Annotated in this window: 14 protein-coding genes, 1 tRNA gene and 1 other RNA gene; 7 read left to right on the top strand and 9 right to left on the bottom strand. The window is 66.4% G+C overall.

The window, feature by feature from the left end:
- Positions 1–105 precede the first annotated feature (105 nt).
- Positions 106–762, bottom strand: coding sequence for a hypothetical protein (locus tag CWT10_RS00600; protein WP_103062256.1), 657 nt, complete (start codon positions 760–762; stop codon positions 106–108).
- Between the two features lie 647 nt (positions 763–1,409).
- A tRNA-Ser gene (locus CWT10_RS00595) sits at positions 1,410–1,497 on the bottom strand.
- 423 nt (positions 1,498–1,920) lie between these two features.
- On the opposite strand from CWT10_RS00595, the gene ffs reads away from it, so the two are divergent.
- Positions 1,921–2,015: signal recognition particle sRNA small type (ffs, locus tag CWT10_RS00590), an RNA gene on the top strand.
- Between the two features lie 255 nt (positions 2,016–2,270).
- Positions 2,271–3,389 (top strand): YwiC-like family protein, encoded by a 1,119-nt coding sequence (locus tag CWT10_RS00585; RefSeq protein WP_103062257.1) that lies wholly within the window; start codon positions 2,271–2,273, stop codon positions 3,387–3,389.
- 60 nt (positions 3,390–3,449) lie between these two features.
- On the opposite strand, the gene hisC is transcribed toward CWT10_RS00585, so the two are convergent.
- A complete protein-coding gene (gene hisC, locus CWT10_RS00580; protein ID WP_103062258.1) occupies positions 3,450–4,520 on the bottom strand; it encodes a histidinol-phosphate transaminase in 1,071 nt (356 codons plus the stop codon).
- Positions 4,521–4,600: 80 nt separating this feature from the next.
- On the opposite strand from hisC, the gene CWT10_RS00575 reads away from it, so the two are divergent.
- The gene (locus CWT10_RS00575; protein ID WP_103062259.1) at positions 4,601–5,008 is read left to right on the top strand and encodes a phage holin family protein; all 408 of its coding nucleotides are present in this window, start codon (positions 4,601–4,603) and stop codon (positions 5,006–5,008) included.
- A 21-nt stretch (positions 5,009–5,029) separates the two neighbouring features.
- Here CWT10_RS00575 and CWT10_RS00570 read toward each other — a convergent pair whose 3' ends face one another.
- The 4 genes from CWT10_RS00570 to CWT10_RS17720 form a co-directional block, all read right to left on the bottom strand.
- A complete protein-coding gene (locus tag CWT10_RS00570) occupies positions 5,030–6,901 on the bottom strand; it encodes a hypothetical protein (RefSeq protein WP_103062260.1) in 1,872 nt (623 codons plus the stop codon).
- A gap of 193 nt (positions 6,902–7,094) precedes the next feature.
- Positions 7,095–7,313: a hypothetical protein gene (locus tag CWT10_RS00565; RefSeq protein ID WP_103062261.1), complete on the bottom strand. Its 219-nt coding sequence runs from the start codon at positions 7,311–7,313 to the stop codon at positions 7,095–7,097.
- Positions 7,314–7,773: 460 nt separating this feature from the next.
- Positions 7,774–8,556, bottom strand: coding sequence for a hypothetical protein (locus tag CWT10_RS00560; RefSeq protein WP_158247593.1), 783 nt, complete (start codon positions 8,554–8,556; stop codon positions 7,774–7,776).
- Between the two features lie 107 nt (positions 8,557–8,663).
- A complete protein-coding gene (locus CWT10_RS17720) occupies positions 8,664–8,864 on the bottom strand; it encodes a hypothetical protein (RefSeq protein ID WP_158247594.1) in 201 nt (66 codons plus the stop codon).
- Positions 8,865–9,134: 270 nt separating this feature from the next.
- On the opposite strand from CWT10_RS17720, the gene purB reads away from it, so the two are divergent.
- Complete coding sequence (purB, locus tag CWT10_RS00550) at positions 9,135–10,559, top strand: adenylosuccinate lyase (RefSeq protein WP_103062263.1); 1,425 nt, start codon at positions 9,135–9,137, stop codon at positions 10,557–10,559.
- A 31-nt stretch (positions 10,560–10,590) separates the two neighbouring features.
- On the opposite strand, the gene CWT10_RS00545 is transcribed toward purB, so the two are convergent.
- Together CWT10_RS00545 and CWT10_RS00540 are read right to left on the bottom strand one after the other, a co-directional pair.
- Positions 10,591–11,589 carry a substrate-binding domain-containing protein gene (locus tag CWT10_RS00545; RefSeq protein WP_103062264.1) on the bottom strand — a complete coding sequence of 333 codons (999 nt, stop codon included), beginning with the start codon at positions 11,587–11,589 and terminating at the stop codon, positions 10,591–10,593.
- An 80-nt stretch (positions 11,590–11,669) separates the two neighbouring features.
- Positions 11,670–13,253: a glycoside hydrolase family 16 protein gene (locus tag CWT10_RS00540; RefSeq protein ID WP_128683176.1), complete on the bottom strand. Its 1,584-nt coding sequence runs from the start codon at positions 13,251–13,253 to the stop codon at positions 11,670–11,672.
- Positions 13,254–13,569: 316 nt separating this feature from the next.
- Here CWT10_RS00540 and CWT10_RS00535 point away from each other — a divergent pair, with 316 nt between their 5' ends.
- Genes CWT10_RS00535 through CWT10_RS00525 form a run of 3 tightly spaced genes read left to right on the top strand, consistent with a single transcriptional unit; the run spans position 13,570 to position 16,719 of the window.
- Complete coding sequence (locus tag CWT10_RS00535) at positions 13,570–14,931, top strand: ABC transporter substrate-binding protein (RefSeq protein WP_199176308.1); 1,362 nt, start codon at positions 13,570–13,572, stop codon at positions 14,929–14,931.
- Between the two features lie 4 nt (positions 14,932–14,935).
- Positions 14,936–15,838: a carbohydrate ABC transporter permease gene (locus CWT10_RS00530; RefSeq protein WP_103062266.1), complete on the top strand. Its 903-nt coding sequence runs from the start codon at positions 14,936–14,938 to the stop codon at positions 15,836–15,838.
- Positions 15,835–16,719, top strand: coding sequence for a carbohydrate ABC transporter permease (locus CWT10_RS00525; RefSeq protein ID WP_103062267.1), 885 nt, complete (start codon positions 15,835–15,837; stop codon positions 16,717–16,719). The genes CWT10_RS00530 and CWT10_RS00525 overlap by 4 nt, the downstream gene beginning before the upstream one ends.
- Positions 16,720–16,754 lie beyond the last annotated feature (35 nt).

The raw sequence follows: 16,754 nt of genomic DNA, 5'->3' as shown, positions 1-16,754 counted from the left end.
ACGGGAGCACCGACACGATGCGACGTCTGGCGCATTGCCAATCGCGTAACCGCCGGGCGAGAGGGAGAAGGTGCTCCCGCCCGGCGGTTACGCGGGGAGGGGTGATTACTCGGTGCCGAGCTGCGCGGCGAGTTCGTTGCAGAAGGCGGCGAGATCCTCTTTGGAGATGAAGGAGGCCTCTGCCGAGACGACGACCGTTCCGTCGGTGACCTGCAAGTAGCAGGCGAGGCTGGTTCCACCGGGCAGGGTGGTGCCGCACAAGCCGGTGCCCGCGGGAACCGTCTCGTTCAGGCGTTCAACCGACATCTCGTAGTTCATGCCCTCCCTGAATTCGACTCCTATGGCTTTTAAGAGGCTGTCCTCCTCATTGAGCTTGTACCAATCCGCGTCCCCATCCTTTCCGGTGTTGGTGTATTCGCCCAACGTCTCGGGCAGGTCCCGGCCGGACATGGCGGAGATCATCACGCCCTCGGGCGCCGGGGTCGCCTTTCCAGCAGAGCCGGCGTCGGAGTCGTTCGCGGCATCCGTTTTGGCATCATCGGCGCCGGATTCGCGAGCGTGCTCGGTCTCGGCGGCCGTCGCATCCGGCTCCTCGGTGGCCTCGACGGTCTCGACGGCGGCAGCCTCGCTCGCGGCCGTCGAAGCGTCGGCGCCGGCGTCATCGGAGGAGCCGCAGGCGGTCAGCGTCAGCGCCAGGCTGCCGGCGAGTAGCAAGGAGGTGACGGTTGAGATATTGCGATTAGAGAACTTTTGAATACCCATGCCGCTACCATATGCCGATTCGTTGGCGACGTCGATGGGGAGCGCGCCCCCTGCGAGTTCAAGTTATCGGCACACACGTATTGCTTGATTCCTGGGTTTCAGCTGGTATGGTGCGGGAAAGTCGGCGTGATTGCGGTCAGGGAGCTAATCGGATCTTCCGGTCTGGGGCGTGGTGGGGTTGCAGTCGCCGAGCGGTGGTGGCCGCGTTGGTGCCGGTGGGTCCCACCACGTTGGTGCCGGCAGGTCTCCCCCGCCCGGTCGCCGGCAGGCCTCCCCCGCCCGGTCGCCGGCAGGCCGCCCCCGCCCGGTCGCCGGCGAGGACCGTCTGGCTGCCGTTGGACCACCTGAAACGCACTCTCAGGCGGTCCAACCGCAAAAGCGCGGTCCAACCGCAGGAACGCGGTCCAAGTACGAGGCCGGCAGCCGACCGGGTCCACACCCACCACCGCCAGCACGCACCCCGCCGGATGGGGCACCACCCCCACGCCCGAAGAAGGCCTCTGGGCCCGCAAAGGCTGGGGCGGACGAACCAGCTAGAACACCACGACACACCGGTCTAAAGCACCACGTTTGCGCCGATAACCCAGGTCGGTTGGCAGGGGGACAATGAGAATCCCCGGAATCGTTGTGATTCCGGGGAAAAGTGGTGGCGGAGGATGGGGGATTCGAACCCCCGAGGGCTTGCACCCAACACGCTTTCCAAGCGTGCGCCATAGGCCACTAGGCGAATCCTCCAGGCGCCTCATGCAGCTGCTCACCGCATGTAGCGAGACGCGAATATATCGGACGGGACGGTGTCAGCGCCAACCCAGAGCGGTGGCATCCGTCACGAGGAGCTAGCGCGGGTGAGGATCCGGGACCCGATCCCGGTCTCGGCAAGACGGCGAAATGAAGGACTCGCGCACGTAAGCGCACCATGCACGCCCAGTTGGAGGTTGAGCACGCCGAAGAAGCACTCGCGCGCGAGCGCACCCACCGCTGCCATGGTCGGATACGTCGCCGCCGCGTGACGGCCTCGCACGCGTGGGCGAACCGCGGTGTTCCATACTGTGCCATGTTCGTGTCCTGTGACGGCCTCGCACGCATGAGCGAACCGGGATGCGGCCGTGGTCGAACCGCGGACTTGACCACCTTAGGGACTCATCGGGTACGCTCTGGTACGGCCCCTCGTGCGGCGTCATCCAGTGAATCCCCCAGGACCGGAAGGTAGCAAGGGTAAGCGGGCTCTGGCGGGTGCGCGAGGGGTCATACTTTCCGCGACCGTCCAGTTGCGGGTTGACGGCAACGATGCCCTCTCCGGCGCCCGTATGATCCCAACGAATAACCGGCTCTTCCGGTTCACGGGGCTCTTTGCACTTAGGAGCACCACCCGGACAAGGGCGTGAAACCGTTCGGGATCGAGAAGAGCATCTCGAACCGTCTGCCGCCCGCATGCCGCGCGGCAGACGGGTACCGTCAGTCGGACTCCGCTAGGGCGATATCACCCGGGGCCAATTAGGCTGGCCTACGTGACTCAGCAGCGCCCCTCCGACCCCGCCGACCGACACGTGGAGTACACCTCCGGCCTGCCTGATGCAGACACCTCCACGGCGCAGTCAGGACCCACAACTTCCAACGGGCGCGGGGAGCGCGGCACCATTCCTCACCACCAGTCCCGCCCCGGGCCCCAGGACGACCGCCTACTTGCCACCGGCGAACCTGTGCGCCCGTCCTCTTCCCACATCCGAGGCAACGGCGCCCCACCCCGAGGGTCGGCCTCGACTTCCGCTCGTCCCACTGCGCGTCCCGGCCGCCGCGCCTGGCTGCCAAACCAGCACGGCGCCCATTCGATGCTGCTGCTGCCGCCGCTCATCGGCTGGACTGTGGGCGGATTCAGCTGGGTAAACCTGCTGTTCATCCCCGCCTGGCTGGGCAGCTACCTGAGCTACTGGGCCTGGTCGCAGTGGACGCGCGCCCGCTCACCGCGCCGCCGGGCGCTACTGCTGCCACCGCTGGCCGTCTACACCACCTGGACGGCGCTGCTAGGCATAGTGACCCTGTCCGTGGCCCCCTACCTGGTGCAGTGGGCGGTGCCGCTGGCGCCGCTGTTCGCAATCGCCCTACTGGAGGCCTGGCGCGGGCGGGAGCGCTCCCTGCTGTCGGGTCTGGCGACCACAACCGCAGCCTCGCTCATTGCGGCGGTCACCTACTCGCTCGGCGTGGGCGGCCGCGGCGGCTTCTTGGGCCTGGGGGCCGACGCCACAAGTCTGCCCGGCAGTTCCCCGAACGGGGAACTGACCGGTTGGGCGTGGATGTGGCTGGTCACTGCCCTGACCGCCGCCTACTTCTGCGGCACGGTTCCCTACATCAAGTCGATGATCCGCGAGCGCTTCAACCGGTCCCTGCTGGCGGGAACGGTCGCCTGGCATGCGCTGGTCGCCACCGGCGCCGTGTGGCTCGCGAGCGACGGCCGACTTCCCTGGGCGCACGCCGTGCTGTGGATTGCACTCGCCATTCGCTCCCTCGCAGTGCCATTGTGGCAGTGGCGCCTGGTGCGCGCCCGCCGCCCCCCGCTGCGCCCACTGGTCATGGGCGTAACCGAGATCGTGTTCTGCCTGCTGTTCCTGCTCACCATCGCCATCCACTGAGAGTCGCTGAGAGTCGTCGCCTAATGCCGCGGACATATCCCAGGCCCGGCGCCCCAGCGGTCAGCGCGTTAGCCAGGCGGCGGTGGCGGCCAGCAGGCGATCGTTCTCGGCCGGCGTGCCGATTGATACGCGCACGCCCTCACCGGCGAAGGGACGCACCAGGATGCCGGCCGCCCGGAAGTGTTCGGCCAACGCCGTCGTCTCCTCCCCGACGGCGAGCCAGAAGAAGTTGCCCTGCGCATCGGGCACCCGCCACCCCTGCTCACCCAACCCGGCCAGCACCCGGTCGCGCTCGGCCACAACAACGGCAACACGGCGAGCGGTCTCGGCCAACGCCTGAGGGGACAGGGCGGCGCGGGCAGCGGCCTGTGCCGGCAGATTCACGCCGAACGGTGTGGATACGCTTCTGATGGCGCAGATGACGTCCTCTTCACCCACTAGGTAGCCCACGCGCATGCCGGCCAGGGCGTGAGCCTTGGAAAAGGTGCGGCTGACCAGCAGGTTGGCGTGGTCGGCCAGCAGGGTGAGCGCATCCCCGACCGCGTCATCGGTGACGAAGTCGAGGTAGGCCTCGTCCACGATCACCAGGACGCTCTGCGGGACACCCTCCACCAGTGCGGCGAGTTCGTCGGCGGTCAGGGCCGGACCGGTGGGGTTGTTGGGGGTGCAGGCAATGACCACACGCGTGCGTGGGGTGATGGCGGCGAGCATGGCGGGCACGTCGTGGCGGCCGTCGGCGGTGAGAGGAACCGGCACGGCCCGGGCCCCGGCCACGGCAATACAGATTGGATAGGCTTCGAAGGAGCGCCACGGCAGGACCACGTCGTCGCCCTCGTCGCACACCGTGTCCAGGACGTGCTGGATCAGGGCCACCGACCCGTTTCCCACCACCACCTGCCCGGCAGTGACTGCGTGGCGGCGCGCAATCTCCTCCACGAGCGTGTCCCCGGTCATCTCCGGGTACCGGTTGGCGCCGCCCGCGGCCGCGGTCAGCGCCGCGAGCACGCTGTCCTGCGGCGGAAAAGGCATCTCATTGCTGGACAGCTTGGCGGCGTTGCCCCCGGTGGAGCGGGCGCCGGGAACATAGGCGGGCAGGGTCTGGACGGCGGGACGGATGTGCACGGGGGTCATGGCCTCATCCTGGCATGCGGCGACACGCGCGGCGGCCCCCTCCAGTTCGACCCGGGCCCAGCATCTGGGAGAATTGATGCATGGACTTGATTGTTCGTACGCTCGGGAACGCGGCCGGCCTGTGGCTGGCGGTGGCCCTGTTGGACGGCATGGCCGTGCCGGGTGCCCCGACCCTGGCTCTGACCGTGGTCAACCTGCTGGTGGTCGGCCTGGTGCTGGCGCTGGTCAATTCGCTGGTCAAACCGGTGGCGCATGTGCTGGCCTTCCCGCTGTACGTGGTGACCTTCGGGCTATTCGCTCTGGTGGTAAACGGGGCGATGCTCATGCTGACCAGCCGGATCACGGATCTGCTGGCCGGCGTGAATACTGGTACGGAGGTGACGCTGGGGCTGCATGTGGGCTCCTTCGGCACCGCGATCGTGGGCTCGCTGATCGTTTCCATCGCCTCGGCAGTCATCGTCGGCGTTTTGGGGCCCAGCGACCGCTGAGCCCCGTCCCGCCCGCGCTCCTCACCCCCGCTTGCCGGTTTTTCGCGCCATCTGCTCCCACGGGCTTTCGGTGCTGTCGCGAGTGATGTCGAAAACGATCTCAGTGGTCTGAGCCCCGTCCTCACTCGCCCCAGTGATGCCTGCCAGTTCCTCGGTCCACTGGTCGATCTGTGGATTCCCGCCAATGCCGTCGACGGCGTCGGCGTAGATCTGCGGCGCGTGCGGGTAACCGTCGAAGCCGGAGGAGTGCGTGTCGATGGTGACCACCGTGCGGGTGCGTGTACGCGGGGTCGCCGCGGCGTCGAGCGCGGGCACGGCGTCGCCGGTATTCTCCAGATGCAGGGCGTTGACGTTATCGGGCAGGTCGGCACCGGCTGTCGGACTGCCCGCGGTGAGCACGTTGGTGATGTTGAACTGCCTGTTGACGGCCGGGTCCGCGGCCACGTTGACGGCGGTGATACCGCCCTGGGAGTGCCCGTACAGGCCGACCTTGTCCTCGGGGGCGATGCCCGCCTGCCGCATGGCGGTGACGACGGCGGCCTCCATATCCGAGGGTCGCCCGGACACGGCCTGCAGATTGGTCAGCAGGTCCTGCGGGTTGGTATCACCGCTGCCCCAGTCGGTGGTGCCTGGCACGGCCACGAGCCAGGAGGTGGTGCCGTCGGCGTGGTCGGTGCGCAGTATGGACACCACACCGGAGGAGACGTCATCGTCTCGGCCCTTCATGTCGGCACAGTAGCGGATTACGTCTGCGGCCGTGCCCGGCTGCGGCGCATTACCTGACGACGGCGGTAGCATGCCTGCCGCCGCGACGGCGGGAACGGCGGTTTTGAGCCCGAAGGGATCCTGCACACCGGTCGGGACCGTTACGGAGCTTCCGCCGTGCGGGGTGACCGTAACGCCGGTGGGCGCCCCGTATTGGTTCTCGCCGAACTGCTCGGCGCGCACGGCCAGGTAATAGGCCACCCGTTGCATGGGTGTCAGGAACGAGGTGTTCACCCTGCGGCTGCCGACCTGTACCTGATCGGGCAGAACGCGGGAGATGGCCGGGTCTAGTTCCGCTACCACCTGCCCGATGTAGGCCTCGACGGTAGTGGACTCCAGACCGGTCTTGGCCTGCTGAGCCCATACGGCCAGGCCGATCAGGACCATGAGGTCGGTGTTGACCCAGTCATCAAGCATCGGATCCGCTACCACCATCTGCATCCCCTGGAGAATGTCCTCAAAGCCATCCGGTCCGACGACACCGTTCATGGTGAGCACAGAAATTGCCGCCACGACCGTCCCCAACTCAGTCGCGCCCGGAATGGCACCGAGAGAACTCATCCCCCAGCTGAGCAATCGCGGCACACTGACCCAATCACCGTTCGCGGCCGACTCGGCATCGGTGTAGGTGGTGCCGGCGGAGATCACGTCGGTGGCAAGTGTGCGCAGACTCGAGACGGCGTCATCAAGGGAACCGGCTCCACTGGTGAGTGTAGTAAGGGCGGCCTCCGCATTGATGCGCTCGACGAAGGTGTACGCGTTCACCCGGGATCGGGCGTCGCCCGGGAACATGGGCCCAGATTTGGTATCGGAGCGCAGACCCAACGGGTCGTCGGGATTCAGCGAAGTGAAGACAACGGGTCTGTTGGCCAGGGAGCGCACCTCCGCCAGGCATGCCAGTGCCAGGTCGAGGGCATCCTCCAACCAATCGGCGGCACTATTGAGGGTCGCGGCGAAGTCGGTGAGGTCATCGGTGTTGACCCCGTATGCGCCCCCGGAAATGACTACACCGGTCCCAGCGGCCATACCGTTCCAGCTCAGGCTGTATGGCAGGGACGCATCCATGGTGTAAGACCCGGAGCCCGCGATCTTGCTGCTGAAGGGCGTGTCACCCTTTTTGCACACCATGTCGTTCTCGTCCCTAATCCCGGTGCCCGCCGGGGGCGCGAAGGGAGACGTTGTGGATAGCTGCCCTAACGGGCCGGAACCCACGGGAACCTCACTCGGGTCTGCATAGCTCGCCAGCGGGGTGCGTAGATTCAAGTCGTCCGGGTACAAGCTGTTTCCCGGGGCCAGCCCACTCGAGGTGGTCGCAGTCATTTCACCCCACCTCGCTTTCAGCGTTCTCCAGGGCGGTCACGGCGTCCTGAGCGTCGGTCATGAGCGTGTCCAGGCCGGCGATGAGTCCGATGGCGTCGTCGAGAGAGGTCTGGCAGGCGACAGACGCCGATCCAGTCCACTGCGATGGGACCGTCGCGGGGACCATCGCGGTTCCCACACTGACCTTGTTGGCGGCTATGGAAAGAAGAAAGGAAGACATGCCCCGACAGTAGGGGGACGGCGACGCCGCCCGCAGGGAGCCTGTGAATGCGGCGGACGCGGGGGTGCGCGAATCCGCCCTGTGGATTACGGGCTCTTCCGATTTAAAGGTGTTGGCGGTGGTGGGTGTGGCTCGGCCGGCCGCCGGCCTCGTACTTGGACCGCGATCCTGCGCTTGGACCGTCTGAGAGTGCGTTTCAGGTGGTCCAACGGCAGGCAGGCGGTCCGCCCTCAGCCCGACAGTCCACCCGCAGCCCGACAGTCCACCCGCAGCCCGACAGTCCACCCGCAGCCCGACAGTCCACCCGCAGCCCGACAGTCCAGGAACATCGTTCGTGCCGAATCCGGACACTTCCCCCGCCCCGCCGGCCCCACCAACCGAACTCGATGGTCATATCGACCGAACTCGATGGTAATAACGACCGAACTCGGCGAGCACACCGCCAACCGGAAGGGCCGGATTACGCGGAGCGGGTGCCGGAGCGGGTACCGGCGCGGTCGGCCCGGGCACCGGCCCGCAGGGCCAGCAGGCCGACACCGTCCACGACGATTGCCATCGCCAGCACCCACCACCAGGTGGGTTCGAAGCGCACGTACACGTAAGCCACTGCGACAATGATGGCCACGGCGAACGCGCCGAGCCATACAAGCGCGCCGAGAGTGCGTCCGCCACGCAGCTCCATGGCTGCGACCGCGCCGACGCCCGCGGTCAGGCCCGTGGCCGCTCCCGCGGCGGCCACCAGCAACGGCCGGTCCGCGCCGGCCAGGGCCAGGCCGGCCAGCGCGGCGGTGCCGGTGGCGGTCAGGAGCAGGTCGAGCACCACCAGCAGGGCGGCGGTGCGGCCGCCGGGGCGCAGCCCCCCGGCGGCGATTCCCGACGGCGAGGCCTTGGCCGGGGCGCCGGGTGCGCCTTGCACGTTGCCCACGCCGTCGGCCTCGGGTTGTATACGCGCCGTAGCGGCGCGGACATGGGCATTCGAGGCAGCAGCGGCAGACGCGCTCGGCCCGCCGTGCCGCAGCGCCATGACGCTGCCCAACACTGTGCACACCACAGCCACCCACGACGCCGCATACGCAACCAACTGCGGGACCACCAAGACGATGCCCATGGCAACCAGCAGTGCGGGCGCGCCCGCCCGCAGCAGTGCGCGGGCATGGGCGGCGATGGGTACCAGGTCGTAGATCCACTGGGGCACGTCGGCGGAGGTCGGCTCGGGCGAGGGCCGGTGCGCTGGCTCACTCATGGGCTCATCCTCCCCGCCGTCGGGCCGCTCACGCCCGCCCCACGCCGCGGCACAGGCAGACGAGAGCTCATGAGGCGAGGGCAGCGGCCTGTAAGCATGCCAGACGGCTACCCGGCGTCGGCGGCGGTCTGGGCGACCACCGGGGATCCCAGCCCGGCGGCCTGTGGGGACTGACCGTGGACCAGTTGGGTACTCGTGACGGCAAGTCGGCCGTCAACGAGCGCCTGTATGACATCTGTACTTTCACGACCGATACCGAAGGGCGTCGCGTTATCGAGGATCTCGGAACCGGTATCCGTGCCGTGCACAGATCGCCGAAGCGACAGGACTCACAGACCACCAGGTCAAATGGGCGCTGGACCGTCTGAAGGCGACCGGTTTCATCGTTTTCCAAGGCCGCCAGGGTTCCACCGCCACCACCCACCGTCGCGCCTGACGCGGCCCGCCCGCATCGCGAACTACTGCGCGCCTCCTGCGCGGCGCCTCCGCACGCACGTCCTGGTCCGGTCGTGCCGCGCCTGCGGCATTCTCTGAGACACCGGTCTCCGCCCACGACCACGCCTGGCAGAATCGGCATCATGGTCGACCTCGCCACCGTCTCCCCCGCCATCGCCCTCGGCCCGCTCGACGGCCGCTACCGCGCCGTCACCGCACCACTAGTCAACTACCTGTCCGAGGCCGCCCTGAACCGGGCACGCCTGCGCGTGGAGGTCGAGTGGCTCATCCACCTCACCGATCACCGGGCGCTGCCCGGTGCCCCCGTGCTGTCCGACGCCGAGAAGACCTACCTGCGCGGCGTCGTGGACGCCTTCGGCGCGGCGGAGATCGCCGAGCTGGCGGAGATCGAGGCCGTCACCCGCCACGACGTCAAGGCGGTGGAGTACCTACTCAAGCGGCGCCTGGACGCCGCCCCCGACGCCCTGGGACCCACGGCGCTGCCCCAGGTGCACGAGATCGTCCACATCTTCTGCACCAGCGAGGACATCAACAACCTCGCCTACGCGCTGACCATCCGCGACGCCGTGACGCAGGTGTGGCTGCCCGCGGCACGCGGACTCGTAGACGACCTGGCCGCCATGGCCCGCCAGCATGCCGACGCCGCCATGCTCGCCCGCACCCACGGCCAGCCGGCCACCCCCACCACGCTCGGCAAGGAGCTGGCGGTGCTGGCCCACCGGCTGCGCCGGCAGGTAACGCGGGTGGAGGGCACCGAGTACCTGGGCAAGATCAACGGCGCCACCGGCACTTTCGGGGCGCACGTGGTCGCGGTTCCCGGCGCCGACTGGGAGCAGATCGCCCGCAACTTCGTCGAGTCCCTGGGCCTGACCTGGAACCCGCTGACCACCCAGATCGAGTCCCACGACTGGCAGGCGGAGCTGTACGCCGACGTCGCCCGCTTCAATCGGATCGCCCACAACCTAGCCACCGACGCCTGGGCCTACATTTCGCTGGGCTATTTCCGCCAGCGCCTGAGCGCGCAGGGATCCACCGGCTCCTCCACCATGCCGCACAAGGTCAACCCGATCCGCTTCGAGAACGGGGAGGCCAACCTGGAGATCTCCTGCTCCCTGCTGGACACGCTCGCCGCCACCCTGGTCACTTCCCGCCTACAGCGCGATCTGACGGACTCCACCACGCAGCGCAACGTGGGCGTGGCCTTCGGGCACTCGCTGCTGGCGATCGACAACATTCGCCGCGGCCTGGCCGGGCTCGACGTCGACCACGCCCGCCTGACGGAGGATCTGGATGCCGCCTGGGAGGTCCTGGGCGAGCCGGTGCAGCAGGCCATGCGCGCAGCGTCGGTGGCTGGAGCCACCGACATGGCCGATCCCTACGAAAGGCTCAAGGAGCTCACGCGCGGCAAGCGGGTCACGGCCACCTCCATGCGGGAGTTCATCGCCTCCCTGGGTATGCCCGCCGACGTCGAGGCACGGCTGCTGGCGCTGACGCCCGCCACCTACACGGGCCTGGCCGCCCACCTGGTTGGTCACCTGGACGACTGATTTTCCACCTCTCCACCTACCGTCCTGCACGTCACGGTGCCGGCGGGGGAGCCGTGGACTGCCTGACCACAAGCTCGGTGGGCACCTCAATCAACGGGCCGTCCAGGTCTCCCAGAGCCAGCCGAGTAGCGCATTCCCCCAGTCCTACAAAGTCCATACGCACCGTGGTCAAGGCCGGGTTTGCTGCCACCGCATGCGGGTGATCGTCCATACCGATAACCGATACATCTTGCGGAACCCGCACTCCGGCGGCAGTCAGTCCCGCGATCAGGCCCATTGCCAGATCGTCGTTGCCACACAGGACGGCACTTGCACCCACCGCACATGCTCGAGCCGCCGCCCGCAGTCCCGTCTTCACCGACCATCCCGTAGCCAGCGGTTCAACCACGTGCAGCCCCTCCGCCACCAGCGTCTCCCGCCACCCGATGACCCGGGGGTCAGGGTGACCCGCAGGCGGTACCCCGACGTAGGCGATGCGCCGATGCCCCAACTCGATCAGGTGCCGTACCGCCGTGCGCGCCCCCGCGCGGTCGTTGATCCACGCCCTGGGCAGCCCGTCGGTTTCCGGATCCGGTACGCCACCGGCAACGGCGAGCGGCAGATCGGCCGGCAACTCGGACAGAATGGACACGCTCAGGGAGTCGAACTCCACCACCACGACGCCGTCGACGCGGTCTTCCAGTGCCGTCAGCAGCGCCCTGCGCCGGTGAGCAGTATCGTGAGAGAGCACATGCGCAGCCAGGCCTACACCGAGTTCCTGGCACGCGGCAAGCACTCCTGACAAGGTCGCCCAGTAACCGGTTCGACTCACATCAGTCACCAGTACGAGCAGGCGGGGAAGGTCGGCCGAACCGGATAGGTATCCGAGATCAGATATGGCGGTGAGCACGCTACTGGCTGCCGCCGGACAGTTCTTCGATCGGCCTTCTGCATAGGCCAGTACGCGTGAGGCGGTTGCCTTAGATACATCCGCCCGCGCCGCTACATCGGCTAGGGTGGGCGGACGCCACGGTCGCCGGGGCTCAGTCATGGCAAGTCTCCATGCAGCCCACCCTAACCCGGACTACCGCTCCATTCGGCTGCACCCCGCCACCACAGCCATCTAGACGACTATCCGCGCGCCTTGTCGAGATCGGCGAGTGTGCCGACCGCGGTGACGGGGGAATTCGCAGTAACTTGCAAGAACACGTGGTTGCCACGTTTGAGGGCCAGGCTGTCGCTACCGTCCCCGTTCCAGTCGCCAACGTATACGGTGTCGCCCGCCCGGCCGAGGGTGAAGGCCGCCGCTACGGGAGCGTCCACACGGTTGTCGTTGTAGAAGACCACACGCGTGCCGATACGTACTGCGTAGGTATCCACCCCGTCCCCGTTCCAGTCGCCGGTGAGAATCACGGCCCCCGGACGCTCTTTGCTGGCGGCTACGTATGCGGGCATCTGCGGTTCGGGCTCAGGTATCGGCGGGATGATTTCCTCCAGGATCCAGTCGACATCATCCTCTCCCACCAGCACGCCGTCTTCCCCGGGGGCGAGCGCCAGGCCGGCGAACTTGGACAGCAGCCTGACGCGCTCCGTCGTGCTCGTACTGGGCAGGACGTGCCACCGGTTCACACTGCCGGCGGAGTCCGCGCCGGTGACCCCGGCCTGATTGATGACGACGACGGTACCGGGGTAACCGCTCAAGGCACCCAGGCCAAGCGTGCCGACTCCATCGGGGTCGGAGACCACATAGGTGAAATCGTCCTGGCGGATCAGGCGCCACCTGGAGGCCTCGTCAACCTCGGCAGCCTTCCCACTCAGGACCGGGCCGTTCTCGGTGCGCACCAGGCAACGGCCCGTGGTCGACTCTACGATGCGGTAAACGCCGTCGGGCTGGACGGCTTCGGGCGTGCGGTAGTAGGTGTGGACGTAGTCGATGTCGAAGGAGGCTGGCAGGCCCGCGTCTCTCGGCCAACCACGGTGCGCCTCAAGGCTGAATACGACATGTCGGGACATGCGCCACAGGGAGGGGTCAGGGGCGGGCAGCTCCCATAAAAGACGCCGGTCGAAGTACAGGCGGAGCCTCCCATCGCGACGTTCGGCCCCATACAGGTGGTAGTCGGCGGTGACGTCCACACCGACGTTCGGGTTGGCGTTGCCGCCGTAGCGCACATGCCTCGCCTCATCGTTTCCGGGCCACAGGTGCAGGGCCGCCTGCATGACCCGGTCTGCGGTGTTCTCCTGGATGTCGATCTCCGGGTTGGGATCGGCCAACAGGTGGTTCACGCCGTCCAGTCGGGAGGACTGGAGCCAGATCGCTGACAAGACATTCGCGGCGCCGGCCAGGCACTTGGCACGCACCTCCACGTAGCTGCACACACCGGGGGTGTCGAACACCGACTCGACCGCACCGAAGGTGTAACCCTTGCCGGCGTAGTATTCCTTACGCGCATACAAACGCAGGTTCCCGCCCTCGGTCAGGGCATTGTCATCCCGGAAGGCATGCAGATCAGACCCCGGGTACCACAGGCCCTTGTGCCAGCGATCGGGATTCAAAGGCGTGTCGAACTCATCGCTGAGCGAATCCACCATAGTCCAGTTCGCCAGATCTAGCTCTCTACCCGCAGCCACGGCATCGGGCGAGACAGCCCCATCCATCAGCGGAACGCCGGCAAAAAGCGCGACGGATACTAGTGCGTGTCGTCGAGTAATAGTCATGGATCCACGCTCCTTCGCATGCCTACGAATACACGGGAACTATAAGGCGCTTCGGAAGCCACGTAAATCGGTCGACCACACACCCTGAAACGCAGGTTTCAAGACCTATGGACAGCGCCGTCACCAATTCCTATCGTGTCGGATGTCACCGGCGGTTCGTTCTCGGGCATAACCGAAGCCATTTCAGGAGCAACTCACAAAAGCCCAGGACGCATCGAAACCACTCGGGCGCTCGTCGCGGATCGCCCGACCAAGAGTGATTAGAACCGACGCATTCGCACGCACCCCGTCGGGCCACACCACCACAGGAGGAATAATGAATCGCAGGCACGGCCTCATGGACGCTCTCGACCGCGTCTTGCTGAGCCGCAGAAACTGGATGGGCCTGGCGGTCGGCTCGGCCGCCGTCACGGGGCTGGCTGCGTGCTCGGACCCCGGCTCCGACCGCTCGAGGGGCGAGTCTGCGCCAGCGGATTGGCCGTCCCCAACCGGCAAGCTCGACGGGGTAACCCTCACCTTTTGGGCCGCCCAGTCCTCCGCGGAAATCCCCAAGGACGTCGTCGCCGCCTTCACCAAGACGACCGGGGCGAAGGTCGAGATCGTCACCATTCCCGACCCCTACGAACAGACCGTGCAGACCAAGGTGGCCACCGGCGACATGCCCGATCTGGCGATGTGGCAGCCGACCACCTCCATGCTCACCAGCCTGGGCGCCACCGAACGTCTTCAAGTCCTTGACGGCGCACCGTGGGAGACCAAGACCGTCCCCTCCGTCATGGAGGCCGGAGGCATGCTAAACGATCACCGTTACGCCGCCTTCATCTCCGCCCCATCCGTCATGGGCGTGTGGTACAATAAGCGCGTATTCAAGGACCGTAGGGCGCAGATCCCGACGGACTTCGGCGCGCTACTGGGGCTGGCCCGGGACCTGAAGGGAAAGGGTGTCACTCCCTTCTACGAGATGGGCGGGGAGTGGTGGGCCTCCCAGTACGTGGTGCAGGTCCAGCTGGCCGACGCCGCCAAGGACGGGCTGTGGGACCGGGTCAACTCCAACCAGGACGCTTTCACCGGCACCGACATACAGGATGCCATTGATCAGTACGCCACGATGATCAAGGACGGCCTTTACAACACCAATATTAAGACCGCCACCTTCGATGACCAAGCCAAAGCTCTGCTCAACGGCGATGCGGCCATGGCGATCCACGTAAACAGCCTGCTGTCGAATATGGCCGCCCAGACCGACGCCGACGCCCTGAACGAGGCCATCGGTTTCTTCCCCATCTCCGCCAAGGGCACTATAGCCACCTCGATTCCGGAGCAGACCAACGCCGTCGTCGCCTTCAAGACCGGCGACACTGCCCGCGAGTCCGCCACCCGTCAGCTCCTGACCTACTGGCTCACCGACGGCTACGCGGACTTCGTCAAAGGTCAGAACACGGTCTCCATCATCGACGGCGTCGACACTCCCGAATCCGTTCCGACCGCAGCCGTTGAGGCCAACGAGGCCCTGAGCAATTCGGTCGGTTCCATGCAGTCGCTGGCGATCGCCAACCCCGATCTGGCCAAGAATCTCGGCGACATGATCGCCGGCACCAAGACGCCCGCGCAGGTCGGAGAGGAGACCCAGGCGCAGTTCGCCCAACTTGCCAAGGCCATTGGCGCCGAGGGGTTCTGAACCGATGCACTCACCGGGACGGTCACCGCGGGAGGCGCGCGCGGGATCCCCGCACCCCTGGGTATTCGCGGCGCCCGCCTTCGCCGTGCTCGCGGTGTTCTTCTTAACGCCCACGGTGTACAACTTCGTGTACGCCTTCACGGACTGGTCGAGCTTCAAAAGCGCCATAAGCCCGGTCGGGCTGAACAACTTCACCGATCTGGCCGCCTCCGGGGCGTTGCGCAAGGCCCTGACGATCACCCTCGTGTACGCCGCCGGAGTGGCGGTGTTCCAGAATCTGTTCGGTCTGGGATTGGCGCTCCTGCTTGAACGCGACACCCGGATCAACCGGTTGCTGCGGGTGGTGTTCTTCATCCCTGTGATCATCTCGTCCCTGGCCGCCGGCTACATCTTCCAGGCGCTACTAAGACCCGACGGCGGGCTCAATCAGTTGCTGTCAGCGCTAGCCGGGACACCGGTGCGAACGGCCTGGCTGGGATCGACCACTTGGACGATCCTGGTGGTGATCCTCATCCATTCCTGGAAATGGATGGGAATGTCGATGCTCGTCTACCTGGCGGGACTTAAGACGATCGACTCCCAGGTGCTAGAGGCAGCGCGCATTGATGGAGTCTCCCCCTGGCAGATGCTCCTGCGCATACGTATCCCGTTGATCGCCCCGGCGGTTACCTTCAATGTGGCCACGGCACTGTTGGGATCGATGAACTCCTTCGACATTGTGCAGGCCACCACCGGCGGCGGGCCGGGCAGTTCCACCGAGTTGCTCAACCTGTTCATCTTCCGCACTTTCGGGCAGGGGCTGTACGCTCAGGCAACCACCATGAGCCTGGTGCTGTTCCTGGCCGTAGTGTTCCTGGCCTTCCCGGTGATCGGCATGCTCCGGCGCCGAGAAAGGACTATGACATGAAAGATCGTGCCAGCCCGGCCGCCGTCCATGACCGCGACCGCCGCAGAACCATTACGGCCGCGCGTCTACTCCCGACCGTGGTACAGCCGGTAGTTAGCGTATTGCTGGCATTGCTCCTGGTGGGAGTTCCGCTATGGACGGTGCTGGTCACCGCCGGCAAGTCACAGGCGGAGGCGTTCTCCCCTGACCTATCGCTGCCGTCCCGGTGGCGATTGGGGGAGAACCTGGCAGAAGTGGTAGAACGCTCAGAAATCGGTCCGGCCTTCATTGGCAGTATTGTAATGCTGGTACCTTCGGTGTTGGCGGTACTCGTGCTTGGGTCCATGGCCGCTTGGATTCTGGCCCGCCGCTCGGGACGGCTAACGGCTGTGCTGTACGCTGTGGGCATCTCCGGCATCATTTTGCCACCGGCGGTGGTCACGCTGGTGCTGTTGTTGCGCCAGCTCGGATTGGCTGGAAGCGCGGTGGGCATGATCTGCACCTACACGGGCATGTACATGTCCACGGTGATCTTCTTCGTCACCGGCTTCGTACGCACCGTCCCAGAGTCTTTGGAGGAGGCCGCCAGGGTTGATGGGGCCGGACCAGTACGGGTGTTCACCATGATAATCCTGCCGCTGCTGCGCCCGGTGCTGGCGACGGCCACCATCCTGATCAGCCTGTACGTCTGGAACGACGTGTTCTACGCACTTTTCGTAGTGGGCGGCCGCATGGATACTCTGCCTCTGAACCTGTTCGCGGTGGCCAGTGCCGGTATCCACCTGAACAACTGGCACCTGATATTCAGCTACGTGCTGTTGATGAGTCTGCCGCTGATCGTGTTGTTCGCCGTCTTCCAGCGCAGCATCATCTCCGGCATTACCTCCGGTGCGGTCAAGTAGCCGTGTGGTAGGGAGCGGTCAAGTTGACTGGTTCG

Origin of the sequence: Actinomyces qiguomingii (assembly GCF_004102025.1) — a bacterium.
Taxonomy (GTDB): Bacteria; Actinomycetota; Actinomycetes; order Actinomycetales; family Actinomycetaceae; genus Actinomyces; species Actinomyces qiguomingii.
This window is presented reverse-complemented; position numbering and strand designations above follow the sequence as displayed.

Coding starts and splice junctions, on each gene's coding strand:
- CWT10_RS00575 (WP_103062259.1), top strand. CDS start 4,601: ATGGACTTGATTGTTCGTACGCTCGGGAACGCGGCCGGCCTGTGGCTG.
- CWT10_RS00525 (WP_103062267.1), top strand. CDS start 15,835: ATGAAAGATCGTGCCAGCCCGGCCGCCGTCCATGACCGCGACCGCCGC.
- CWT10_RS00560 (WP_158247593.1), bottom strand. CDS start 8,556: ATGAGTGAGCCAGCGCACCGGCCCTCGCCCGAGCCGACCTCCGCCGAC.
- CWT10_RS00535 (WP_199176308.1), top strand. CDS start 13,570: ATGAATCGCAGGCACGGCCTCATGGACGCTCTCGACCGCGTCTTGCTG.
- CWT10_RS00570 (WP_103062260.1), bottom strand. CDS start 6,901: ATGGTGTGCAAAAAGGGTGACACGCCCTTCAGCAGCAAGATCGCGGGC.
- CWT10_RS00530 (WP_103062266.1), top strand. CDS start 14,936: ATGCACTCACCGGGACGGTCACCGCGGGAGGCGCGCGCGGGATCCCCG.
- CWT10_RS00545 (WP_103062264.1), bottom strand. CDS start 11,589: ATGACTGAGCCCCGGCGACCGTGGCGTCCGCCCACCCTAGCCGATGTA.
- CWT10_RS00540 (WP_128683176.1), bottom strand. CDS start 13,253: ATGACTATTACTCGACGACACGCACTAGTATCCGTCGCGCTTTTTGCC.
- CWT10_RS00600 (WP_103062256.1), bottom strand. CDS start 762: ATGGGTATTCAAAAGTTCTCTAATCGCAATATCTCAACCGTCACCTCC.
- hisC (WP_103062258.1), bottom strand. CDS start 4,520: ATGACCCCCGTGCACATCCGTCCCGCCGTCCAGACCCTGCCCGCCTAT.
- purB (WP_103062263.1), top strand. CDS start 9,135: ATGGTCGACCTCGCCACCGTCTCCCCCGCCATCGCCCTCGGCCCGCTC.
- CWT10_RS00565 (WP_103062261.1), bottom strand. CDS start 7,313: ATGTCTTCCTTTCTTCTTTCCATAGCCGCCAACAAGGTCAGTGTGGGA.